Origin of the sequence: Denitrificimonas caeni (assembly GCF_905120345.1) — a bacterium.
GTDB lineage: Bacteria > Pseudomonadota > Gammaproteobacteria > Pseudomonadales > Pseudomonadaceae > Denitrificimonas > Denitrificimonas caeni_A.
On sequence record NZ_CAJHOA010000001.1, the window covers coordinates 192,479 to 217,360 of the forward strand.

23 protein-coding genes and 1 tRNA gene are annotated in these 24,882 nt (G+C 47.3%); 4 read left to right on the forward strand and 20 right to left on the reverse strand.

What is annotated here, in order from left to right:
- Positions 1–21: 21 nt before the first annotated feature.
- Genes JYJ62_RS00845 through tusA form a run of 6 tightly spaced genes read right to left on the reverse strand, consistent with a single transcriptional unit; the run spans position 22 to position 4,215 of the window.
- Positions 22–867, reverse strand: coding sequence for a DUF2797 domain-containing protein (locus JYJ62_RS00845; protein WP_205340291.1), 846 nt, complete (start codon positions 865–867; stop codon positions 22–24).
- Complete coding sequence (locus tag JYJ62_RS00850; protein ID WP_205340292.1) at positions 867–1,145, reverse strand: YeaC family protein; 279 nt, start codon at positions 1,143–1,145, stop codon at positions 867–869. The genes JYJ62_RS00845 and JYJ62_RS00850 overlap by 1 nt, the downstream gene beginning before the upstream one ends.
- Before the next feature lie 32 nt (positions 1,146–1,177).
- On the reverse strand, positions 1,178–2,059 hold the full coding sequence (locus JYJ62_RS00855; protein ID WP_205340809.1) for a rhomboid family intramembrane serine protease: 882 nt from the start codon (positions 2,057–2,059) through the stop codon (positions 1,178–1,180).
- Positions 2,060–2,061: 2 nt separating this feature from the next.
- Positions 2,062–3,036: a metallophosphoesterase gene (locus JYJ62_RS00860; RefSeq protein ID WP_205340293.1), complete on the reverse strand. Its 975-nt coding sequence runs from the start codon at positions 3,034–3,036 to the stop codon at positions 2,062–2,064.
- Positions 3,036–3,926 carry an NAD(+) kinase gene (locus tag JYJ62_RS00865; RefSeq protein ID WP_205340294.1) on the reverse strand — a complete coding sequence of 297 codons (891 nt, stop codon included), beginning with the start codon at positions 3,924–3,926 and terminating at the stop codon, positions 3,036–3,038. The genes JYJ62_RS00860 and JYJ62_RS00865 overlap by 1 nt, the downstream gene beginning before the upstream one ends.
- 52 nt (positions 3,927–3,978) lie before the next feature.
- Positions 3,979–4,215, reverse strand: coding sequence for a sulfurtransferase TusA (tusA, locus tag JYJ62_RS00870; protein ID WP_205340295.1), 237 nt, complete (start codon positions 4,213–4,215; stop codon positions 3,979–3,981).
- Between the two features lie 188 nt (positions 4,216–4,403).
- Between tusA and JYJ62_RS00875 the strand changes: the two genes are divergently transcribed.
- Positions 4,404–5,093: a crotonase/enoyl-CoA hydratase family protein gene (locus JYJ62_RS00875; RefSeq protein WP_205340296.1), complete on the forward strand. Its 690-nt coding sequence runs from the start codon at positions 4,404–4,406 to the stop codon at positions 5,091–5,093.
- 45 nt (positions 5,094–5,138) lie between these two features.
- Here the strand turns inward: JYJ62_RS00875 and JYJ62_RS00880 are convergent, their stop codons facing one another.
- The 3 genes from JYJ62_RS00880 to earP all read right to left on the reverse strand — a co-directional run bounded on the left by JYJ62_RS00880 (position 5,139) and on the right by earP (position 7,856).
- Positions 5,139–6,002 (reverse strand): spermidine synthase, encoded by an 864-nt coding sequence (locus tag JYJ62_RS00880; protein WP_232365685.1) that lies wholly within the window; start codon positions 6,000–6,002, stop codon positions 5,139–5,141.
- Positions 6,003–6,105: 103 nt separating this feature from the next.
- A complete protein-coding gene (gene efp / locus JYJ62_RS00885; protein ID WP_205340297.1) occupies positions 6,106–6,672 on the reverse strand; it encodes an elongation factor P in 567 nt (188 codons plus the stop codon).
- 44 nt (positions 6,673–6,716) lie between these two features.
- A complete protein-coding gene (earP, locus tag JYJ62_RS00890; RefSeq protein WP_205340298.1) occupies positions 6,717–7,856 on the reverse strand; it encodes an elongation factor P maturation arginine rhamnosyltransferase EarP in 1,140 nt (379 codons plus the stop codon).
- 147 nt (positions 7,857–8,003) lie between these two features.
- Between earP and JYJ62_RS00895 the strand changes: the two genes are divergently transcribed.
- Positions 8,004–8,093 (forward strand) — tRNA-Ser (locus JYJ62_RS00895).
- Between the two features lie 201 nt (positions 8,094–8,294).
- Positions 8,295–8,873 (forward strand): DUF5610 domain-containing protein, encoded by a 579-nt coding sequence (locus JYJ62_RS00900; protein ID WP_205340299.1) that lies wholly within the window; start codon positions 8,295–8,297, stop codon positions 8,871–8,873.
- 57 nt (positions 8,874–8,930) lie between these two features.
- Here the strand turns inward: JYJ62_RS00900 and JYJ62_RS00905 are convergent, their stop codons facing one another.
- From JYJ62_RS00905 to JYJ62_RS00955, 11 genes are all read right to left on the reverse strand, one after another.
- Positions 8,931–9,329, reverse strand: coding sequence for a hypothetical protein (locus JYJ62_RS00905; RefSeq protein ID WP_205340300.1), 399 nt, complete (start codon positions 9,327–9,329; stop codon positions 8,931–8,933).
- Positions 9,326–9,850, reverse strand: a complete 525-nt coding sequence (locus tag JYJ62_RS00910) for a chemotaxis protein CheW (RefSeq protein WP_205340301.1) — start codon at positions 9,848–9,850, stop codon at positions 9,326–9,328. Before JYJ62_RS00910 ends, JYJ62_RS00905 begins: the two co-directional genes overlap by 4 nt.
- On the reverse strand, positions 9,843–11,531 hold the full coding sequence (locus JYJ62_RS00915; RefSeq protein ID WP_205340302.1) for a diguanylate cyclase: 1,689 nt from the start codon (positions 11,529–11,531) through the stop codon (positions 9,843–9,845). Before JYJ62_RS00915 ends, JYJ62_RS00910 begins: the two co-directional genes overlap by 8 nt.
- Positions 11,532–11,547: 16 nt before the next feature.
- Complete coding sequence (locus tag JYJ62_RS00920; protein WP_205340303.1) at positions 11,548–11,919, reverse strand: response regulator; 372 nt, start codon at positions 11,917–11,919, stop codon at positions 11,548–11,550.
- A 26-nt stretch (positions 11,920–11,945) separates the two neighbouring features.
- Positions 11,946–14,102, reverse strand: a complete 2,157-nt coding sequence (locus JYJ62_RS00925; protein WP_205340304.1) for a hybrid sensor histidine kinase/response regulator — start codon at positions 14,100–14,102, stop codon at positions 11,946–11,948.
- 2 nt (positions 14,103–14,104) lie between these two features.
- A complete protein-coding gene (locus JYJ62_RS00930; protein ID WP_205340305.1) occupies positions 14,105–15,637 on the reverse strand; it encodes a CheR family methyltransferase in 1,533 nt (510 codons plus the stop codon).
- Complete coding sequence (gene cheB, locus JYJ62_RS00935; protein ID WP_205340306.1) at positions 15,634–16,719, reverse strand: chemotaxis-specific protein-glutamate methyltransferase CheB; 1,086 nt, start codon at positions 16,717–16,719, stop codon at positions 15,634–15,636. The genes JYJ62_RS00930 and cheB overlap by 4 nt, the downstream gene beginning before the upstream one ends.
- A gap of 110 nt (positions 16,720–16,829) precedes the next feature.
- Positions 16,830–18,875, reverse strand: coding sequence for a methyl-accepting chemotaxis protein (locus JYJ62_RS00940; protein WP_205340307.1), 2,046 nt, complete (start codon positions 18,873–18,875; stop codon positions 16,830–16,832).
- Between the two features lie 99 nt (positions 18,876–18,974).
- Entirely contained in the window at positions 18,975–20,243 is a 1,269-nt protein-coding gene (locus tag JYJ62_RS00945; RefSeq protein WP_205340308.1) for an amino acid permease, read from the reverse strand.
- 75 nt (positions 20,244–20,318) lie between these two features.
- Positions 20,319–21,476, reverse strand: a complete 1,158-nt coding sequence (locus JYJ62_RS00950) for a cation diffusion facilitator family transporter (protein ID WP_205340309.1) — start codon at positions 21,474–21,476, stop codon at positions 20,319–20,321.
- A gap of 25 nt (positions 21,477–21,501) precedes the next feature.
- Entirely contained in the window at positions 21,502–22,431 is a 930-nt protein-coding gene (locus tag JYJ62_RS00955) for a DUF6929 family protein (RefSeq protein WP_205340310.1), read from the reverse strand.
- Between the two features lie 139 nt (positions 22,432–22,570).
- On the opposite strand from JYJ62_RS00955, the gene JYJ62_RS00960 reads away from it, so the two are divergent.
- A complete protein-coding gene (locus JYJ62_RS00960; RefSeq protein WP_205340311.1) occupies positions 22,571–24,859 on the forward strand; it encodes a YgiQ family radical SAM protein in 2,289 nt (762 codons plus the stop codon).
- Positions 24,860–24,882 lie beyond the last annotated feature (23 nt).

A 24,882-nucleotide genomic window follows, 5' to 3' on the forward strand; every position in this document is an offset into this window, starting at 1 on the left:
AACTGACCTTAAAGATAAAAATTAAAGCACTGCATTATTATTGATGCTGACAGATAACTGATATGACGTATATTTACGGATATTAATCACGCCGGTATCAAATAATAGATACTGACCCTTTATACCAATTAAGGTGCCTTCTGCAACTGGATTTTTATCCAAGTTAAAGCTACTTATTTTCGCAGGATAAGCTTCAACTGGATAACTAATATCCAGCACATCGACATCGGTAATGGCTTGAATGGCTTGCAGGCCAAAGCGCTGTTGCAGCGCCATTAGTGGTTCAGCACAGCTGTCCATTAACTGCTCGCGAATCGCGATTAAATCAATCGGTTCCACATCACCTTTAAGCAGTGCACGCCAATTGGTGCGGTCGGCGACTTGGCTGCGTAAGACATCCTCAACAAAGCCAGACTGCTGACGAGTTGCCACGCGAAAAATCGGTATAGCCTGAATGGCACCTTGATCGAGCCAGCGTGTTGGCAGCTGAGTTGCTCGGGTAATACCGACCTTCACGCCCGTTGAGTTAGCTAGATAGACAAAGTGGTCGGTCATGCAAAAATCTTGTGCCCATTCTGGTTCACGACAGGTACCAGCATCGTAATGGCACTTTTCTGGACTCATAATGCAACTATCACATTGCGCCAGTTTTGCGAAACACGGCCAGCAATAGCCTTGACCAAAGCTTTTCTTGGTCAGGCGATTGCAATGAGTGCAATTGATTGAGCCGAGAAACTCTAAGCGCACGGTTTCACCAATCAGAGAATTAAACGCATAGTGCTCATCATCTAAACGAAAACTGTATTGTGCTGGCGCATCCAGCGCAATCTGCATCTTGCTGACTGCACCACGACCTAACTCCAGCATCAGTGCAGTGTCCCTGCCGCAGGCGCAAACATTGCCGCTTGTTCGTCAGATAGTTTTTTCTTGGTTTGTTTCGCGCATGCTTGACCGCCTAAGTAACCGGTACGCTCTTCTTCTGGCAAATTGGTTTGTTCCCAAACAATCATCGCTTGCATCGTCAATTCTTTCTGCTCTGGAGTGAGTTTTGTACCATCGCCCCATTTACCAATTTCCATCGCCAGCTTTAAGGTTTTGTATGTGTCAGGCGTGATGCTTTGAATTAAATCAGTAAACGTTTTCATCATAGATTCCTACATAAAATAAATTTAAGGCATTACGCCGCACGGTGGCGTGCGATGAGCGCAAAAACGCCACCACTTAAACAACCAATGAGCAGACCACTGACATGCGCAGCATTCGCGATCTGCCCAAAACCTAAAGCAGTGACCACACCAAACAAGCATAACAGCAGCCAAATCAGCATCATAGCCACCACGCCCGTCGGCAAGGCATAACTGGCTTGCGGATAAATACGCTGGTAAATCCAGCAGTGACCCAATACCGCATAGAGCACACCGGATAAACCTCCGAATAATGACGCATCGGAAAAGATGAACTGACTCACATTTGAAATCAAAGCAGACACTAGAGTCAGTGATAGTAAAAATAATCTGCCCTGCTGATATTCAATCCGCCGACCCAGCTCCCAATACCACATCATATTCATCGCTAAATGCAAAAAACCGAAATGCAGCAACATCGGCGACCATAAACGCCACCATTGCCCTTGCTCTAAGCTGTGCTCTAATGTGAAAAAGTAGGCATAGTCGCCTTGAACGTTAAAATCATTAAAAGTAAACCAACGAACGGTCTCTAAATTATCGCCCAATTGCGTGATCAGTGCGACCACTAAGCAGGCCACTAAAACTGCAGCCGTCACTGGGCTGTGGCGCAACTGCTGAACAAAGCCCAGTGGTTGATAAGCACGATCTTGCCGCAGGGTTGGCTCGACTGATGTGTAGACGGTCAACTGACCTGTCTGAAACTGCTGGTAGAGCGCACGTACCTGCTCAGCCTGCGCCTCACTGGCGACCCATAACACCTGCTCACCACTTTCTTCGGTAACCCGATGGCCAATACCTTGCTGCGCCAGTACCTGTAGAAATTGCGCGAGGTTGCTGTCCAGTGGCACACGTAAAGCATTGCTCCACTTCATCATTAATATCCTTGATCTCGGGCTTCCACCCAAACGAAGTTACTCGGTAATAAGCGTTGTTCTTGTCCTAAACGATAAGCCACTAATTTACCGCCATTAACGGCACTGTAATCTAAACACGCTAAATTGGGGCGAATCAGACTGGGCTGGCCTTGCCGCCAATAGTGGCCCACAAATAACAGCGGCTGCTGTGCATCGTAGCTATTGATATGACGTAAATACTGCTCAGGTAAAGGCTTTTGTGCAATATGCTCAGGCAACGCATCGGGCTGAAAAACCACATCACCATAAGTCAGTGCTGACTCATCTTCATGCCAAAATTTAGTACGAAACGATGAGCGTCGATAACCGTCTTGGCCTATTTGTGAGATCCCATAAGGCAAAGGTAAGTTCACACCGCGCAAGAGACGATTAAAGGTTTGATCTGCAAAACTGCCGCTGAGCGCCGATTGCTGAATAAAGTTCGTATCGATACGACCATCAGGAAAACGGCTGCGTAGAGTATTGATTAAACGGTCATCCCAACAGGCATGTACGGCCCGAAAGCGCTCGGCATCAATAAACAGCGGTAAGGTTAAAAACCACTGATTAAAGTCTTGCCAGTCATAAGGATGCTGCTCGAACTGCTCGAGTGTTTCGCGCTGCAAACGAGCATGGCGTGGACTGTGTTCGCGCACATAAGTGGACTCACCATTCTGTTCAAGCGGTGTATTCCAAGCCAGCGCATAATATTCATGGTTACCCATAATGCAATGCGCATGCCCTGCTTCGACCATCGCATGGACTAAGTGTAAGGTCTCACGTATCTGCGGGCCTCGATCAATTAAGTCACCGAGAAATACGGCCTGACGGTAGGCATGCTGCCACACGCCTGCACGCTTTTTATAGCCCAATACCGTTAAGAGGCGTTCAAGGGGCTGCGCGCAGCCGTGTATATCACCAATTAGGTCATAACTGCGCGATGGATCAAGCCACATTACTTATTATCCTGCCCCAAGCGGCTGCCCCAGCCGAGCTTGTCACGACAGACTGTATAAAAATTATGGTCTAACGGATGAAGCAAGCGCAGCTTCTGTGGTTTTCTCTGTATGTGCAGGGTGTCGCCGGGCGCACAGGTAACATGGTTTTGGCCGTCACAAGAGACCAATGGATAGATGCTCATATCTTCAGAGATCACTACTTTCAGCTCACTGTCGGCGTCGACGACAATCGGTCGGCTGGACAAGGTGTGCGGATACATCGGTACAATGACAATAGCATCCAGTCGCGGGTGCATAATTGGACCGCCAGCAGATAACGCATAAGCGGTTGATCCAGTTGGCGTGGCAATAATTAGACCGTCAGCTTTTAAGCTATACACAAACTGCCCATCAATAAATAACTCGAACTCAATCATTCGTGTTGATTTACCTGGATGGAGAACGACATCGTTGAGCGCATCACCTTGACCAATCGGTGCACCATTACGACGCACTTCAGTTTCCAATAAAAAGCGCTGCTCAACGGTATAGTTACCGGCTAACACTTCGGAGATTTGTGATTCCAGCTGCTCAGGCAAAATATCCGTTAAGAAACCTAAGCTACCGCGGTTAATTCCCAGTACCGGCACATTATGCTGAGCCAAAGCGCGTGCGGCACCCAGCATCGAACCATCGCCACCGACAACAATCACTAAATCACAGACTTCGCCGAGCAGCTTGCGTGAGCTGGTTTGCAAGTTATGGCCAGGGAGCATTTCGGCAATTCTATCTTCGAGGATGACATGTAAATGCCGTCCAATCAGGTAACGCTTCAGGCGTCGAATAGTCTCGAGGACGCGTGCGCTGCCCATTCGTCCGATAATGCCAATGTTGCGAAACTGCTCCATACGATCCCCGCTTGAACTGCGTTTATAAATATTTTAAGACGCGTTGCTGTACTTAAACTTTTTTGCGAATCAAATAGGTGTAAGTACCGTTTTGCTCGCTGCTATCTAATAATTGATGCTCTAAAAAAACACAAAACTTAGGAATATCACGTTGCGTTGATGGATCGGTGGCGGTGACTTTTAACACCGCTCCGCCAGCCAGATCACGGACCTTAGTGTGCAGCATCATTACGGGTTCAGGACAAAAAAGACCGCTGGCATCCAATTCGGCATCAATCTGTATAGGCATGTTTGACACGTGACATTTACCTTTAGTTTAATTTTCACGGCAGCAACACTTGGCTCAATCAGCACTCGGCGCTTGTTTTTACCATCACTCGGCGCAACAACTCGACTGACGGGTCAATCTTTGTGCTTTACCTCTTATTCAGAGCTGGGTAGTGTGCGTCTCACAAACAATAATACGGATTCTATGTCATGAGCGAACTGATTCACTACAACTGCAACGAAGGTATCGCTACCTTAACGCTAAACAACGGTAAAGTTAATGCGCTTTCACCCGATATGATTGGCGCATTTAACCAATGCTTGGATCAGGCAGAGCAGGATCGTGCCATCGTTATTATCACTGGCCAACCCGGTATTTTATCCGGTGGCTACGATTTAAAAGTGATGACCTCAGGTCCTGAACACGCCTTTAACTTAGTCGCGCTTGGCTCAACTTTAACACGACGCATGTTAGCACACCCCTACCCGATCATTGTCGCTTGCCCAGGCCATGCCATTGCCAAGGGTGCATTTCTATTGCTCGCAGCGGATTACCGAATTGGTACTGAAGGGGCATTCAAGATTGGCTTAAACGAAGTGCTGATCGGCATGACTATGCACTATGCTGGGATTGCTCTGGCCAAAGACCGCCTGACTAAACCTGCTTTTCAACGCTCGGTGATTAATGGTGAATTGTTCAACCCAACTGATGCGGTGAATGCGGGTTTTTTAGATTGTGTCGTGCCGGCTGAACAACTGATGGCAACGGCGTTGACGATGGCGACACAAATGAAGCAAATCAATATGACAGCGCACCGTAAAACCAAGCTAAAAGTGCGCAAAGACTTACTGGAAGAACTCGATACCGCGATCGAACTGGATAAAACTATACCGCTTTAAGTGTTTTTGAGGATACCCGCATACTTGTTTAAGCGTGCGGGTGCCTTATTCGCTCGCCGGACGGATGACATCAATTAAATAGCTGATGTCATAGCCCAGTATCTCAGCCACGCGCGCGGCGTGTTCACGCATCAATGGGATTGAGGGGTACTGTTCCAAGCTGTAAGGAACCAAGAGAATCACATTGCCTTCTTTAACCGGTATTTCCCAATAGTGGCGATAGAACAAACCGCGTAGCAGTGCAGCACCAAGAGGTCGTCCATCTAAAGTCGCCCACTGATTAATAATCAGCCAGCCACCTGGGTTAAGTTTATCTTGGCACTTGGCTAAAAACCCCCAAGCTAAATGCCCAACCGAAGGCCCCGTATCGGTATACATATCTAAGTAAATTAAATCTGCAGTTTCTGCGCTATCAATCAGCTCTAGAGCATCACCAATGCGGATAGTGAGTCGCGGATCATCAGTCATACCAAGGTGTTCCATGGCGATACGTGGCAGCGGCTCACGCAGCTCCAGCACCTCAACATCCTCTAATGGCAGAGTTGCCAAGCACACCTCAGTTAAGCTTCCGGCGCCCAAGCCTAAGAACAGCGCTGTTTCTGGGTGCTGATGACAAAAGCTCGCTACTAACATGGCGCGGGTGTAATCGTACTTAAGCCACAGTGGGTTTTCATAGAGCACACAGCTTTGCTCAACCTGACTACCAAATTCTAAATAGCGAAAACCGTTGTCTTCAACGACGCGAATCACACCGTACTCGTCGGTTTCTTCAGTAATAACTTGCCTTTGCGCTTGCTCAACTAACACCGCATATTCCTTACGTGCTTGCCTCTGGAGGGACAAATAGTGCTTTAGGACGTAAGCCGCCAGCAGTACAAGCACCCCTCCGCTCAACCAAAGAACCATCATAGCCTATGCTGCCTCTTAATATTTCAGCAGCCTGATTTGAGACTCACTGAAAACAAAAAGCCCAGCAAGAGCTGGGCTTTAATCGCAAAGCGACAGTTACAAATTAAGCTTTAACGCGAGACTTGTATTCGCCAGTACGGGTATCGATTTCAATTGAGTCGCCAATTTCGCAAAATGAAGATACTTGCAATTCATGGCCAGTGCTCAAGCGTGCAGTTTTCATCACTTTACCTGATGTATCACCACGCACTGATGGCTCAGTGTAAATGATTTCACGTACGATGGTGGTTGGCAGCTCAATAGAGATGACTTTGTCATCATAAAAAACGGCGGCGCATTCATCAGTCATACCATCTTCAATGTAAGGCAGTACACCTTCCACATCAGACTTCTCAACTTCGTACTGGTTAAACTCAGCATCCATAAACACATACAAAGGATCAGCAAAGTATGAGTAGGTTACATCTTTACGATCAAGGATGATGGCTTCAAACTTATCGTCAGCACGAAACACAGTTTCAGTCGCCATACCGTTAAGTAGATTCTTCAATTTCATCTTAACTACCGCAGAATTGCGGCCAGATTTATTGAACTCGGCTTTCTGAATCACCCAAGGTGAACCATCAATATTAGCGACTTGCCCGGCGCGAAACTCTTGTGCAGTTTTCATGCTGAAAATCCATTAGGAATGTTGAAAAAATATTTAGGTGCGCATCATAGCCAATCTTGATAGAAGCATGCTAGCTTTGTTGCAAGATCTGGCAATTTTCTTTGTTGCTCACACCAACCTATTGCATGTTTGTGCAGCTCTTTTTCATACTTAATACAGTGCTGCCAAGCCTGTTGCATATCGCCTGCAGTATTCCATGCCCGGCATAAACTCTCTAAAGCCACTTTAGATTCTTCATCTAACTCTTTGTTATATATAGATAAAAAAGCTTGGAGTTTATCTAGATGTGCATCATCTTGCTGAGGATAGATATGCCAGAGAAAAGGCTTTGCCGCCCATTGCGCACGTACAAAAGAATCCTCACCACGTACACAATTAAAATCACAGCTCCAGAGCAAACGATCAAAGTTTTCTTGCTGAATATAGGGTAATACTTGTACTTTTAAACTGCCGCGCTGATAAATGCGTCCTTGCTGCAGCTCAGGTAAGGCAAAATACTCAGCCAGAATAGGTATTAATGGCCCTTGTAACAGCAAAATATGGTTGATACAGATGTCACTACTGAGCGCATCAAGCCAGCTGGGCAATGCTGGATTAGCATAGGCAAATAAACTGATCAGTCGCTCGTTTGGTTCTGTCTGTACACCAAGTGAGGCTAAAAACTCAGCTTGCTGCACCTCTGAGGTTAAAAAAGCATCGCGCTGGCTCAGTAGCGACGCCTCACGCAACAACCCTCCTGTCTGCTCAGTAAAGCCTGGAAAAAAGAAATACTTCTGCAAGCCAGTACCTTGCATCGACGGTAAAGCATGGCACTCAGCCGCCCAAGGCTCAGCCGTTAAATACTCCAAGTTCAGCCAGAGTACGTTGTTTTGGGCGCGCATTAAGTTGATATAGGCTGCAGGCAGTTGGCAAGCAAACGCTTCAATCACCACTTGCGCGCAGTGCTGCTGCGACACAGCAGTACTGTTGGCTGTCCACCAACAAATCTCTACGCCCGCAATCGTTTGCTGATGAGTTGTTGTAGACACCGCTGGACAAATGGCATGGAATGCCGATAAATCATCGACCCACAGCCGCACCGCAAAACCGTGCTCTTGATTGAGCTGCTGAGCCAAACGCCAGGTCACGCCAATATCACCAAAGTTGTCGATCACTCGGCAAAAAACATCCCACGTCACGCGCATACTGTTGCCTTATCTATGTCTGCTGAGAAAGTGCAAATAATAACTATCATAAGGCAAGTTGTTAGGCGAAATGAATATTTGCCTTACAGGTTATGTTCGGCTATATTAGCGCGCCTCGAGCAAGTGATTGTTTTGTTTGAGAATTGCGGTGAAGTGTCCGAGTGGCTGAAGGAGCTCGCCTGGAAAGCGTGTATACGAGAAATCGTGTCGAGAGTTCGAATCTCTCCTTCACCGCCATATTTTGATTCTAAACCTCTGACTTATCAGGGGTTTTTTTTCGCCTGTAGTTTACCGTAGTACCGGTGTCTTTCTTATTCGACTCAATCTTTAGATGCTGACGAGCGTCTAGAAGACTTCAGTTTATCGTCTATCAGCCGAAACAAGGTATAGACGCGATACCTTTGCAGAAAGGATCGAATTAACAGAAGGAGTCACGCCATGCTACCGCCACTCTCACGCCTGCCAATGACCGACATCAGTAGCACAACGTCGAAAGCGACGTCTCAAGGTGCAACGCTTGATGAGGCACAAAAAAAAGCCAGTGCTAGTCCTCAAGGCCAGCGGATTCAGTTAGGCGCGCAAATTTTACAGGCGTCTCTAGACGTTTCGATCAGCGCTGGTGACAATTCGATGGCTTTACTATATCGCAGTGCTATCGATCATATTAATGAGCAACTGGCCCCTGAACTGGGTCCCAACGCCTTACAGGCGGCAATGCAACAAGACAACAGTGCCGAAGCAACGGCTGGGCGTATCCTGTCACAGTCAACTGCGTTTTTTGATGCCTACGCCCGTCAACATCCGAACCAAGAACCCGAGGATCTGGTGCGTCATTTTGTTGGTCTAATCCGCGGTGGTTTTGAGCAAGGTTACAGCGAAGCAACGAACATCCTCAAAGGCTTAGGCGTGCTCGGTGAAGGCAATACCATTGAGGCTGAGATTGGTAAAACTTTCGAATTGGTGCAAAAAGGCTACGACGACTTCCTGCAAACCAAGTTGCAAGCACTGCAAGTATGAAAATCATAAGCGACTGGCGTACCCTCGCTCAGATTGCTAGTACTTATCTAAATAACACTAAGCAGTGACCAGTTGCTGCAAGACTCTGGCATCTAACAGACTAACGAGTTCATCTTGGTACCACGCCAATGCTTGCAGCGCTAGAAACTGACGCCTTGCCTGTAATAAGGGCGGTAAGGCATAAATATTGGCGACTGGTAGCTCAATCAGCTCAGCAGGCCTCTCTAAACCCAGTCGCCACGATCCGCTTAGACCTACCAACTGCAAATACTGCGTTGCGCCTGGATACGGTTTAGCTGTTCGATCAATCAAGGTGGCAAAAGGCCGAATGTCTATCTCGCCTTCATTGGCTAACGCACAACCTTGACTGCGCACATAAGCGGCTTCGATAGCAAAGCACTGCTCTTGGTGTCGAAACATGACCACGGGCAAAGTTAGCGGGCGTTCTATGTTCATCCCTGACCTTTCTGCCACGCAGCAAAAACCGCATCAATATCCAATACAGATACCGCTAAACCAGTAAAGTCCAAAAGCCCTGTTACATAGGATCGCAAGTACTCTGGTAGTGCGTCTGGCGGCGGCTGAATTTGACTCTCAACAATATCCACCACATCCAATAAGCGGTCAACACGCAAGCCGCTGTGCATCGCTGTGCCGCGCGCAAGCAAAATTGAGGTCAGCGGCAACGCATTTTTTTCGTCAGCACTGGGGAGCTGTAGCAAGGCATGCAGCCTAATCACTGATTCAATATCACCGCGTAGATTAATGACCCCTTCAACCGACGCTGGCATTCCTGGGACAAAAAAAACCGCCTCATCCCCCGGTAGCACTTCCTTAATAGCCAAGCCCGGAAAAGCAAAGTAATACTCACCTAGGCTAAAAATCACCAGTTTTATAACAGGCTCATCAACATCAATAATTGCCTGCTCATTATTGTGCTGCTGCGCTAGCAGCTGATCAAGTTGGCTTTCACTCATGCTCTAACCCGCTAACAACCACTTGATTACGCCCCTGTTTTTTGGCGCTGTACAACGCCGCATCGGCCGCCATGCGCAATGCTTCTGGAGTGTCATAACCGGGGTACATACTGATCCCCGCACTAAAGGTACAAGTAAATTGTTGATTTCCAGCATTAAAGATAATGTTAGAAAAATCCTCTCGTAACTCGTTGACCAGAGACTGCGCTGTGTCAGGGGTGATGTTTTTAAGCAATAAAGCAAATTCTTCGCCACCATAACGACCCACCACATCAGTATGTCTAAGCCGATGCTTAAGTATGCGCGCCATTGCAACAATAACTTTATCCCCAGCCATGTGACCGTAAGTGTCGTTGACACTTTTAAATTTATCTAAATCGATCATCACCACAGCTAGGCTTTCTTGTTGTCGTTCAGCATAGGCCAACGAGGACACCAACATTTCTGTGGTGGTCGTGTGATTGTACAGGCCTGTCAGACTATCTTTGGCCATCAGTCCGCGTAATGTACGCATGCGATCTGCACGTAAGCGTACTGAGGCCACCAGATCATGAGGGATCACCGGTTTAGTGATAAAGCCTTCAACACCTACTTGCATCGCGCTAAACTGTTTCTCTGTATTGGTTTCAGTCGATAAAAACACAATCGGCAGACCTATATATTCTGGCACCTGACGTACTAATGCTGCTAACTCAGCACCACTGCACTCCGGCATGTACATATCGACCAGCATTAAATCAGGATTAAAGTTTTTTAACGCTTTGAAAATCAATGTAGGATTATGGATTTGATGAACCACCATACCGGCATTTTCTAGAATCAAGCTGTGATACTCGGCGACCTCAGGCTCATCATCCACAATCAGTATCTGATAAGGTTCTTCTTGCTTATCTTCGATTAACTCATCTAAAGCCGCAGCCAGATCCATCGGCTTAGCTGGCTTGGTAAAGTAAGCCGAACAACCTGCGCGCACCGCGCCTAAGCGTGACTCAAATGAATTGCTGCCCGACAACACAATGGCCGGTAATTGTTGGCCTGTCGCTTCTTTAATATTGGCGAGTTCATCAGTACCCGCGGTGCGGCCATGTGGAAAAAATACATCCATAATCACCGCGTCAGGACGCTTAGCCATCACGGCATTACGGAACGTCGAGGTCTGGGTAAAGTGTTCTATTTGATAGCCTAGACAGCTCAGTTGATGCCCCAAATAGTCCACTTGTTCGGGCTCATCGTCACAAATATAAATAAGCGGAGCCGTGTTTTTGAAAACAATCGTTTTGTCATACTTACTCTCAGCAATGATTTCATCAGCAGCCGGTATCTCGTGATCTAGACCACTGTAAATCTGTACTTGGGCGATCAGCGGTTCTAGAAAATCATTCAAAGAGGTTGTCCAGTCAGCTGGTCTAAGCGGATCTGGCGTCTCTATGATTTGTATTATAAAACTTTCAGCAGATTCCGCCGTCTCTGAAAGAGCCTGCAAACCAAATGACTTACCCGTACCATTCAAACTATGGAAAGCGCGATGCAGCTCGGGTAACAAGACTTGGTTATTTTCAGGATCATCAATGAGCAACTGTACCTGCGTCTGTATTTTTTCCAGCCGATCAGGTAGCTGGCTGATAAAACTGGCCCTAAGACGTGCTATTTTATTCTGCAACGACTGTTTATTATCACTCATATGACATAGCTCTCTGCTAACTGCATGATGGTGATGCTGACATCACTGTACGGATTGCCGCTGGTAAGCTTTCCTGCATACTAAAATCTTTCATCACGCACGCATCTAGCCCTGGTTCTTCCGCCAGGATCTTCTCAGGTTCATCACCTGTCAGTAAAATAAATGGCAGTTTAGAGCCCTGCTCTTTCAGTTCTCGATAAAACTCTATACCGCTAATCATTGGCATATTCAAATCGCTGACAATCAGTTCAATGTCCGGTTGTTGATTAAGCACTTCCATGGCTTCCACAGCGTTTTCTGCTTGAAAAACTTTATAACCAAGATCTTCCAAAACCGCGGTGGTCATCTCGCCCGCCAATAAGTCGTCATCTACTACCAGTATTTGCATACATATTCTCTTAAGTTCATTACGCATTAATCAAGCAACACTTTTAAAGTATCGACTAAACTAGTTTGATCAAAACTACCTTTAACAATATAAGCATCGGCGCCCACTTCGATGCCTCGTCGTCGGTCACTGTCTTTTTCTCTGGAGGTAATGATAATAATAGGTTTATTACGATAATTATCGTTCTCACGCAAGCGCGCGGTTAAAGTAAACCCATCCATTATCGGCATTTCTACGTCAGTCAATACGGCGTCAAAGTCTTCAGCAAGCGCTTTTTGTAAACCGTCGGCACCATGCTCTGCAAGCGTGACATGATAGCCCCACGCCTCTAAGACATCACGCTCGATTTCCCTAGTGTTTAAAGAATCATCAACCACCAAGATGCGTTGCTTAGGTTTAGCATACTCTGAACTCACCACAGTACTTGTTGATTGCCGTGTTTTTCGCGCCATGTCCAACACATAAGGCACGTGTATCAAATTAACTAACTGATTCTGACCGGTGGTCACCATCCCAGAGATTAATTGGTTGCTGCGCAGATGTTCAGGTAGCTGTTTAATCACCAGATCACGTTCATCCAACAACTCATCAATTTGTACCGCTAATTTCTCGGTATGCACACGAATAACCAGCAATAATAAGTTTTTGGCGTCGCGACTCAAGGTTTTTTTCGGGGCAGTCTCTTGCGGCAAATGAAGCAGCTCAGCTAGTTTGATCACTGGGACAAATTCATTACGGATAATCACCGCATTACGATCGGCCACACGGATCAAAGCAGTTGGAGCGACACTCAGTAGTTCACTGACATATTGCGCAGTGAACCCTAAGACTTGTGCCCCTGCTCGAATCAGTAAGACCCGCATAATGGCTAGGGATAAAGGCAGTCGCAGAGTAAAGCACGTGCCCTCGCCTGGGCTTGTTTGGATACTGATAACGCCTTGTAGTTCATCAACAATTGAGCGTTTCACCACATCCATACCCACACCACGTCCAGAAACTTCGGTAATGATGGCACTGGTCGAGAAGCCTGGCATAAAAATCAGATCGGTGATTTGCTGATCACTCATCTCTTCAAGCACTGCACCGCTAAACACGCCTTTTTTCAATGCTTTTTCACGTATCGCATCGACAGATAGTCCCGCCCCATCATCGCGAATATCAACAACCACCCAGCCAGCATCTTGCCGAGCGCGAATCTGTAACAACCCTTGCGCCGGTTTGCCGGCTTTTTGACGTACTTCAGGGGTTTCAATGCCATGATCTAAAGCATTACGCAGCAAATGAATCACCGGGTCGGCGAGCTGATCAATCATTTGTCGATCAAGCTCAATCTCGCTGCCATATACACGGCACTCTACTTGCTTACCTAATGTACGCGCCATATCTCTCACTAATCGAGCTGCTGGATCGAGAACGATAGCCATAGGCAACATGCGCAACTGCAGAGCTTTATCATGCAGCTCTTGGGTCAAGTTATCTTGTAATAAAACAATATCACGCATATCTCGGGAGAATTGGCGCATGGCGAGCGGTAGCTCGCCTTCAACCTGTTGCTGGAGTTGCTTTTCGATGCGCTGGGCCGTCGCTGCCATGTCACGCATACTGGCATGACTAGAAATCAGTTCGCCCATTAACTTAATCAGCTCATCCAATTTAGTCAGCTTAATGCGCACAGTATCGCTGGTGCTTAACGACGGCGTGCTACGTTCTACTTCAGTGTCAGGCCCACGAGGTGGCTGCTCACTCTCAATCGCGGCAGACGAAGCCAGCGTGTCAGCAAGCACTTCTTTGCCTTCGGCAAGACCACTGAGACGCTGACACAATTGACTCTGTGTCGTACTAAGTTCAGCAACCTGGCCTTGTTGAATTAACTGTTCAACTTGATCGGATAACGCATCAACACCTTGATAGAGTGCATCCATGACCGCGTGATTAACCTGCACCTGCTGTTCACGCAAAGCGCTGAGCAAGTCTTCTAAGCTGTGTGCCAGTTGAGTAATTGGCTCCAAGCGCAACATGCGCGAAGAACCTTTTAGCGTATGTGCTGAACGAAATAGGCTATTCACTTCTTCTGTACTGGCAGCCCCTTGCTCTAAAAGAGATAAACCACTGCTCATGCGTCCCAAGTGATCTTTAGCTTCCTCAACAAAGCGCCCAATAAATTTTTTAATATCAAGAGCCATGGTTACTCATCCACTCGTGTGGTTTGCAAGGCGATTGTGAGCTGCTGTATGTAACGCTGACTGAGAAACAAAGCATCACTGGCGGCCAAGGGTAAAGGAATCCAAGCAGTGCACTTATCTGTTGATGTGTGTGTAGCAAGCACGCGCAAGACTATTTGATAGGACTTAATTGCCGCATCAAACTGTTGCTGGTTACGTCGAATATCTGCTAAGTAATAATGCGCAGGCCAGCATTCAGGATTGGTATAAATGACTTTTTTAAACCATTGGCAGGCCTCGTCTACTCGCTGCTGCCACTTACACAGCAAACCTTTCATCAACATGGCATCAGTTGACCAAGGCTCAATTTCTAAAGCTTGATCTAAGAGCTGACCGGCTTCAGTAAATGCTTGATTATTAAGCAGCAGCCAGCTTTTCAGTAAACTGGCTGCATAGTACTCAGCAGCGTGCACAGAAAAGTTCTCCAGCAAGCGTAAAGCACGTTGCTGCTGACCATCATCGATCAGATGCTGAATCGCCGCTAAATCAACTAAACGATTTGGCATGACCGCATCACGAGCGCTGGCGGGTTGTGTCATTTCTTCAACAGACTGTATGTGTATGGGCTCAACTAAAAACTCTGCATCGGTTCTGCTAGCGTGCAGCGTTGCAACAGTATCGACACGGGCCAATTCGGCAAATGGTAGCTGAGGCAAACTTAAGGCTTGACTAGCGACAGGGCGATACACATTACCTTTGATAAAGAAATACTGGCCGCTATCCTCCACCAACTCAAAGATCCCTAAATCATTCCCAAGGGTTTCTGCGCTACCTAAAAGCAAGATGGATTGGCTGTTCATCAAGCTATAAAACTTACGCTGAATTCGAAGGCGCGCGTCTAAATCAAAATAAATCGACACATTCCTGAAAAATATAATGTCGTAATTGCTGATCTGAGCGGGATACTGCGGAGCCAGCAAATTGAGCGAATAGAAATTAACCTGCTCACTGATAGAGTTTGCGAGCTTGTAGCCTCTCTTTTGCGCTTTGAAATAGCGCTGGCGTACAGCGTCATCGACGCCACGAAAAGAAAACTCCGAATACAACGCAGATTCAGCTTTATTCAAAACGTTCTGATCTAGATCCCCAGCATCGATCTGAAACAGTTCAGCGGTACGCTCACCGTAGATCTGGTGCAAAGCCATCACTAAACTATAAGGCTCTTCACCTGAGGAGCAGCCTGCGCTTAAGATACGCACGGGTTGTTGCTTGGTTTTTTGCGCTAAGACTTGTGGTATTAAAACCTCAGTGAGCAGTTTGAGTTGCTCAGGCTCACGAAAAAAATACGTTTCATTGACGGTCAACTGCCCGACCAGTGCATCAAACAGCTGACTGTTGCTGCGTATTAAGCGCTCATACTCACTTAAGCTAGCACAACCTGTTTGCTCTGCATTGCTCTGTACAATGTCACGCAAGCGGTCTTCTGCAATGCCTTCTAATACCAGACCACAGTGGGCATAAATCAGGGATTTAAACGAGCGTAAAATGCTACTCATAGCCTGCCTCGCTGCACTGCAGTTCGATAGTTTGCCGACTCAAGAGTAGCAATACGCAGCATTTCACCAGCGATAGAGCTTAAAGGCATCTCGTGTTGAATAACTCCCTTGCTGACCGCTTCAGCATTCATCCCGTAAATCACTGAGCTGGCTTCATCTTGGGCTAGAGTAATTCCACCTTTTTCATAAATCGCACGCATTCCTTCTGAGCCATCCCGGCCCATCCCAGTCATAATAATACCTACTGCTTGGCGACCACAGACATCAGCGACCGAGCTTAAAAGAGCATCACAGCTGGGTCGGTAAATATCACGATCAGCGCGCTGTTTTAACTTCACGCGACGCTCAGAGGTGACTGTCAGATGTTGCTCCGACGGCGATAAATACACAAAACCAGCGCGCAATAGTTCACCTTCTTCAGCGACTTTTACCGTCAATTGACACAAGCCTGATAACCACTGCGCCATGCCCTCAATAAAGCCATCACTGATATGTTGTGCAATAAGAATAGGCGCAGGAAAGTCGGCCTGTAGTTGTGGCAGTAAGCTAGCGAGTACTTGTGGTCCTCCAGTTGAGGATGCAATGACAAATATTTTCTGCAAGTCTGACTGAGTCGCACTCAGGACTGGATGAAGTGTGGCTCTGGTAGGATGCGGAGCCTCCACACTACGACGGCGCAAGCGCGTAATGACGGGGATCCCCGCTAATAACCGGACTTGACGAATAAATATTTCTGCCTCGTCTGAGGCGAGAATCGGTTTAGCGATCACATCTAGCGCGCCACAGTTAACGGCTTCATACGCCAGTTCTGCATCAGACTCATTGCTCACCACTAAAATAGGCACAGCCTTGTGGTGCATAATATAATCTATTGCTTCGAGACCGCTCATCACTGGCATATTTAGATCCATAGTGACCAGATCGGGGCGTAATGCTTGTACTAATTCAACCGCTTCCTTGCCATTACAGGCCTCAGCAACAACTTCAATACCCTCTTGTTCTTCTAGCAATGAGCGTAAAATATCGCGTGCAACGCTGCTATCGTCAACAATTAAAACTCTTATTAGTTTAGCTGTCATCATTGCCTTTTCAACTCCTGTTACCGCTGCAGCGTTGCTATCTTATTATGCGAGTGGACTGATGATATGAGCATCACCAGCGCACTGCTTAAGTTCGCCAGACGTTGTTTGTTTTACACCTCCGAACGTGGTGCCTGAGGGCTAGCAGTCTCTTTCTTTTCAGGCTCTGTTTGATTAAACTCAGAAACTAAATTATTTAAATCCTCAGACATTTTAACCATATCTTCGCTGATATCAGTGATGCTCCGCACCGACTGAGCGTTATGCATACTGGCGTTGGCAATATCACGTAAGGCAATCACCACTTGGCTGCTCGCTGTTTTCTGCTGACGAGTAGAGAGCGAGATTTGTTGCGCCGCGCTGCTGGTTTTACTGGCCGCTTGCACCAAGGCATTTAAGTCTTCAGCCGTTTCAGAGCTGACCTGCATACCCAGTTGAATCGAACTAGCACCTTTCTCAGAGGTAATCACCAAACGGTTAATCGAGTCTTGAATTTCTTGAATACGATCTTCAATTTCATGGGTGGAATCGGTCACACTATCCGCTAAACGGCGAATTTCACTAGCAACCACAGAGAAACGTTTACCGGACTCACCGGCGCTGGAGGCTTCCAGTGCTGCGTTAAAAGCAATTAACTTGGTTTGATCGGCTAAGGTGTTAATTAAGTCCATCACCTTGCTGATTTCTTTCGACTTACTACCCAACTGAACAATTTCATTGAGGCTGGTTTCGCTGTCTTTATGGATTTCAGCCATACGCGACTGCAAGTTCTGCATCGCCCCCGCACCTTTTTTACTGCTTTCAAGGGTGACGTTGGCCACCTCAACCACTGACTGTGAATAGTCAGCGATCTGTGTTGAAGAGGCGGATAACTCTTCCATGGTCGAAGTGATTTCTGCTACGGAAGATGACATCTCTTCCACTGCTGCGGCCATCGACTGGCTGACCTCTTGCTGCTTATCAGTATTACGACTGACTAAACCAGCAGTACAAGCCAAATTATGTGCCGTCTCAGTCAGACGATTTGAGCTGCGTTGCACACCATTAATAGCAAAAGATAATCGTTCCAGCAGACTATTAGTTTGTTCTGCCAGCTCACCCAACTCAGCTTTATCCGTGGTTTCTAGGCGGTGTGATAAGTTTAGGGTACGAGTGATTTTCACAAGTTGACGTTGAAATAACGTCAAGGGGCGGCTTAAAGACACCGCCAGCGGATACAGCAACAGCAAGCTCAGTAACAATAATACCACTCCGGCCATCAAGGACTGGTACAACTGCTCTTTAATGGGGCCCATAAAATCACTTCGAGGTACCTCAAGAACCAAATAGCGCTGTAGATCGGCAATCCATACTGTACCGACAAAGAGCTGTTGACCTTTATAGTCGATTTGCGCAATGGATACTTTTTGGTTGTCTAATAAGCTTTTAAGTTCTGCTGTCGCATTTAGATCGGTGACCAATAGATCAGCGGAGCTGACTTCCACCACACCCTGCGCAGTGGCTAAAGATGCTCGGCCGTTTTTACGGAATCGGTACGTACCTATCATCTCAGCCAGATGTTGCATATCCAAGCCCACACCGGCAACACTAATAGGCTGTCCCGATACAGTCTTTACTGGACTGCTGTAATTAACAAACATCTGTAACTGACTACCAGTAAATTCGTTGCTGTCGAGGTTCAACTCATAGGGCAAGCCGCCTTTGAGATAAGCTAAATACCAAGCATCCTGCTCGTCCTTAAGGTCAAGTTGACGATAATTAAATGCACTTTCTTGGTAGTGATAATAGAAGACATTAGAGCCATTATTGGCGGCTAAGAAGACTGACTTAGCACCAAGCTGCTGATAAATAGTCGCCATTTGCTCGCGCAGCAAAGACAGCTCAGACTCTGGCATATCTCGTTTGATCCAATCTTGGATGTAGATATTACTGGCTAGACCATGCGATGCTTCAATACTGGGCGCAAGCTTGACTGTAACTTCTGCCGCAAGCTGTTGCAGTTGTGATGGCAGATCATATTCGACTAAACGAGTCACCCGATTTTGTGTATAAAAACTCGATTGCAGCACTAAAGCCAAACCGGTCATTAACGTAAACAAGACACCAAAAGACACAAATAAGCGTAGACGCAAAGACAACCTATTCCAAATATTACGCATAATGCACGCCTTTCAGTTCTTAAGAAATTAATATGGAGATGAAGCTAGCTGTTTATACCTCAGTTAAGCAAGCATAATTTAGCGATATGGTCTGGATCTTTAGCCTCGAAACAAAGGCATCCAACCCATTAGCAGGAGTATTTGCACACAAAAAACTATTACTGCAAATGCCACAACAAAAGCAATCAACCAAACTCCGCCGAAAACTTGGTATTGCGCATAGGCAAAACGCTTACGCGAAGCATGTACCAGTAAGGCCGGAATTAAGGCTGCCCAAATCGCCGCCATCAAACCCACATAGCCCATCACCTTAACAAAGCCTGTGGGAAACAACAGACATGCTAGTAACGGCGGTAAAAACGTCACTGCTGCTGTTTTTAAACGCCCGGCAGCCGTATCAGCAAAGCCAAACAAGTCACGTAGATAGTCAAACAAACCCAAGGTCACACCTAAAAACGAGCTGGCTATGGCCATAAATGCAAAAGCATTTAAAAAACGCGCCACGGTATCGGTATGAACATAATTATTTAATGCCGCGAGCAACGCCGCGACATCACCATCAGCGCTAATGACTGGGGCAAACTCAGTGCGCGGTAAGTTACCTTGCACAGCCAGCTGCCACAGCAAATACATGCCTAATGCGAGCAATGAGCCCCATAAAATACTGCGCGCCACTGGCTGAGCTTGTTTATTGTAATAACTGACAAGGCTTGGCACATTGCCATGAAAACCAAAAGAAGCCAAACACACTGGCAGCGCCGCCCACGCATAATGCCAGTAACCTTGCTCGCCTGTGGCATTCAGGTCAAACAGCACCGCCGGTGTCACACTCTGCAGCAGTGAGCCTGTCGAGAGGAAGAAGCTGACTAGCATGCCGCCAATCAATAATGTAGAAAAGCGATCCACTACCTTGGTGGAAACCCAGACTGAGGTGGCTAAAACCAGCAAAAATACCGCACTAGAGAACGCTCGCGAGACTTGTATTGGCTCAGCGCTCAGCCAACCAGAAATGTTGATTAAACTGTTTTGAGTGAGACCACCACCGACAAAAATATAAGCATAGGTCAGCGAATACAGTACAAAAGTCACCGCCACGCCGGTGATTAAGCTCCAGACTGGGCCTAGTAAACCTTTGACCACCGTATGAAAACTGGCTCCTTGGGGAAAGTGCAGTGTCGCTTCCAGCAGCATCAAGCCTGACAAATACATGCACAGCCAGACGTATAAAAGTATGACGACAGAACCTAGAAACCAGACCCCCGATGTCGCTGTTGGATTGGCCAACATCCCCGCGCCAATCGCGGTACCGGCAATAATCATCATGCCGCCAAAGCGGGTCGGCGTTTGCCTACGGGCACTGCTTGTCATATGTATTCTTTTAGAGAGGACGAGATATCTGCGCAATACTAAAGCAATCAGCCTCAGCATTACGCAGAAATAGCACTATGTGCGTTGAGTAAATTGATAAAAAATACGCACTTGACCAATATAGGATAATGCTTGTGCTTTATTTTGTAGATGCAAGCATAAGTTCTGCGCATTCTCCTCCATATCACTCATTGGGCGTACCAAATCCACATGCACTTTACCACTAAGATAATGCAAGGTTACCGAACCACACTCCGCCGCATCCACTTCTCCAGCCCAGGCTTCGCGTAAATCTGCCAAAACTTCACGGCGCAGCGGTAGACCACTGCATAACAGTGCTAAAGAATCATCTTCGGGATCAATATGCACCAAGGCATTACTGATATCCTTATTGGAATCAATCAGCTTTAAGCGCACATATTCAGCAATTTTATGCCCTTCGGAGACACTTAAGCGCTCATCCACTTCAATATGCACATCAATCAGATAGCTGCTGCCCATACGACGACTGCGCAACATATGCACACCCTGAACACCTTCAATGTTTTCGATAATACGCTCAATAGCTGCTGTGGTTTTTGGCTCCATGCCAGTATCGACCAACTCTCGGATTGAGACCCAAGCTTGATCCCAGCCAATTTTACCGATCATAAAGGCCACGCCGAGAGCGGCAAAGGCATCTAAATAAGGAAAACCAAGCAAACTGCCCGCGACACCAACCAGAACGACAATGGAGGAAATGGCATCTGAGCGGTGATGCCAAGCATTGGCACGCAGTAAGTTGGAGTTAAACTCACGTGCCGTGCGCATGGTGTACTGGTAAAGACCTTCATTGGCAACAATAGAAATGAAAGCAATCAGTAGTACAATCGGTGTTGGTTGTAAGATGAGTTCAGGATTAAGCAGGCGCTGCGCTGAATCAACGACAATACCAATTGCAGTCGCGATTAGCACCACACCTAAGCCAACAGTAAACGCTGTTTCAATTCGCGCATGACCATAAGGATGTTCTTTATCTGCGGGTTGATTACTGTATTTGGCGGCAAACCAGACCATTAAGTCGGTACTTAAATCCGCCAAAGAATGAATACCATCGGCAATTAAAGCGTGTGATTGACCGACGATCCCAAAAAAAACTTTAGCTATCGTCAGCGCTAAGTTGACGATAGCAGCGACTACACTGGTATTGCGCATCGCCTTTTGTCGTGCCTGAGCATGCTGTTGAGCGTCCATTATCAGCTCTCCTTATTTAAAGTATTTACACTGAGTATTTGATGTGAGTTTCGAATAACTGAGCTGGTATTTCTGAGTTATCCGCATCACTGACCAGATAAACCTGTAACTGATCGCCAACCTGTTTAGCGCTGATACCCTCCAGTTTATAAATAGGATGTACCGGTTTAAGCCAACACAACCGTCGCTGTTGATCGATTAAACCGATCGCGGCAGCAACACACTCACCGTCGAGATAGCTGTTATCAGTATTTTCCGCTGCTGCAGTGAATAGGCTCGCACCGTCATCGAGCGCGTAAGCATCGGTAAAAGTAAGTGGAACGCCAGTCACTTCACCAAGGTCATAGTAGTCGATACGTTGTGGCTGAATCTGCAAGGAATCTTGCTTAGCAGCAATCATGGCGTATAAATCAGAAAGACAGTATTCAATCACAGCATTTTCACGATGCTGATTATTGGCTCTTTGCCAGAGCCTTAAACAGTTTCCTTGTAGAGTGACTCCTTCAATATTGAGATCGGCAAAGATCTGCTCCAGTGGTTGATAGAGGGTCTGCAAGGAGAATATTTGCGCGTTCCCGATTAACTGTTGCTGCTGGTTAAAAGGCCAAAGCATGCCGCGTTTGCGCTGCTCAGTCGAGCCAGAACCCAGTGCTAATAAAGCACCATAAGGGTATTCAGGGGATGCAGGCAAACAACTAAGGCTTTCAAAATCGGGCTTAGCCGCCTTGCGTTGCTGTGGATCAGTGGGTAAGTCTCCAGGAAGTATTTTTAGAGACTGCCCAGGGCTATTATCCCGCATAGAAAATACGCCAAGCAGCAACTCATCATCCGCCACAACATACAGGATGTCGTCAGTCATCCACATACCACTGGCTGCGCTTAAATAGTGTTTTCCTGAGCTGTTCTTGAGCAGTAGCTGACGCAACGGACGTAGTTCTAACGATTCAATCTGCATGAGTCTACCTAATCTACGATAGTGTCAATTTCGCGATGCACCTTAGCACATGCAGGTAATCTACTCCTGCTATCTGAACCCTGCCTTAATTCCAAGCATTTATGCTATATTTCGCCTATCTTGATATAGGTCAATTTTCATGCACGCAGCTAAACCCTTATACGATTACCCTAAATACTGGGCCGAATGTTTTGGTCCCGCTCCTTTTCTGCCCACATCACGAGAAGAAATGGATCTGCTCGGCTGGGATTCTTGCGATGTTATCATCGTCACCGGCGATGCTTACGTCGATCACCCTTCCTTTGGTATGGCAGTGATTGGCCGCGTGCTGGAAGCGCAAGGTTTCCGCGTGGGTATTATCAGCCAGCCGGACTGGCGTAATAAAGATGACTTTATGCAACTGGGTGAGCCCAATCTGTTTTTTGGTGTGGCCGCCGGCAATATGGACTCGATGATTAACCGCTACACCGCCGATCGCAAGATGCGTTCAGATGATGCTTATACCGCCGGTGGTTTAGCTGGCAAGCGTCCTGATCGCGCGAGCTTGGTCTACAGCCAGCGCTGTAAAGAAGCCTACAGCCATGTTCCTATCGTTCTGGGTGGTATTGAAGCCTCACTGCGTCGCATTGCTCACTATGACTACTGGCAAGACAGCGTGCGTCGTTCAATTTTGATGGACGCTACGGCAGATATTTTACTCTACGGTAACGCTGAGCGCGCCATTGTTGAAGTCGCCCAGCGCTTATCTTGGGGCGAGTCGATTGCTGAGATTGACGATATCCGCGGCACCGCCTTTATTCGTCGTAATACGCCGACCGATTGGTTTGAGTTGGATTCTACACGGATTGATCGCCCCGGCCGTGTTGACCGCATTATCAACCCTTATGTCAACACGCAAGACACTGAAGCCTGCGCCATTGAGCAGCAGTCTGGGGCACAGCCTGAAAACACTGATGTGCAAGTGGTGCAGTTGATGGATCACCCGCGCTTGACCCGTGAGCGCACCGTGATTCGTATCCCTTCGTTTGAAAAGGTGCGTAACGATCCAGTGCTGTATGCCCACGCCAACCGCGTGCTGCACTTAGAAACCAATCCGGGTAATGCCCGAGCCATTGTCCAACGTCATGAGAACCAAGATGTCTGGCTCAACCCGCCCCCGATTCCATTGACTACTGAAGAAATGGATTATGTGTTTGGTTTGACCTATGCGCGGGTTCCGCATCCTAAATATGGCAAGGCGAAAATTCCTGCCTACGAAACCATTCGTTTCTCCGTCAATATCATGCGCGGCTGTTTTGGTGGTTGTACCTTCTGCTCGATTACTGAACACGAAGGGCGGATCATCCAGAACCGTTCGCACGAGTCGATTTTGCAAGAAATCGAAGATATGCGCGATAAGGTGCCAGGTTTTACTGGGGTGGTCTCTGATCTGGGTGGTCCAACGGCGAATATGTACCGTTTGGCCTGTAACAGTCCAGAAATTGAAATAGCCTGCCGTAAGCCTTCCTGCGTATTCCCAGGGATTTGTCAGAACCTGAATACTGACCATACCTCACTGATTGAGCTGTACCGTAAAGCCCGTGCGCTACCTGGGGTAAAGAAGGTCTTAATTGCCTCGGGTCTACGCTATGACTTGGCGGTGGAATCACCTGAGTATGTGCGCGAGTTGGTCACTCACCACGTCGGTGGCTATTTAAAAATTGCCCCTGAGCATACTGAGCAAGGCCCGCTGGAACATATGATGAAGCCGGGCATTGGCACCTATGACCGCTTCCGTAAAATGTTTGAGCGCTTTACTAAAGAAGCCGGTAAAGAGCAGTATTTGATTCCATACTTTATCGCTGCCCACCCCGGCACCAACGATAAAGATATGCTCAATTTAGCCCTCTGGCTGAAAAACAATAACTTCCGTGCAGACCAAGTGCAGGCGTTTTACCCCTCACCGATGGCCACCGCCACGGCGATGTACCACTCGGGTAAAAACCCACTGCGCAAAATCACCTATAAAAGTCCAGCCATAGAAATCGTGAAAAGCGAAGATCAGCGCCGTTTGCACAAAGCCTTCTTACGCTACCACGATCCAAAATCTTGGCCCTTAATCCGTGAAGCGTTAATCCGTATGGGGCGCACGGATTTAATTGGTGACGGCAAAAACCAGCTGGTGCCAGCTCATCAGCCTGAAGCTGAAGGCTATCGCAGTGCGCGCCGTAAAAACTCCACACCAACGAAAAGCGAGAAGGCTGTGCGTCCACTGCTGACCCAGCACACCGGCTTGCCACCGCGCGCCACGGGCGCAGCCGACGACAAGCCACAATGGCACAAACGTGAACAAGCCAAAGCCGCAGCGGAAGCTAAACTACGTGCCGATAGAAGTAAAAAGCCTGCAGCAAAAGGTAGCAAGCGCAGCTCACCGGCCAAACCGCGCTAAGTCGCTGTTATCCTTGCTGGATT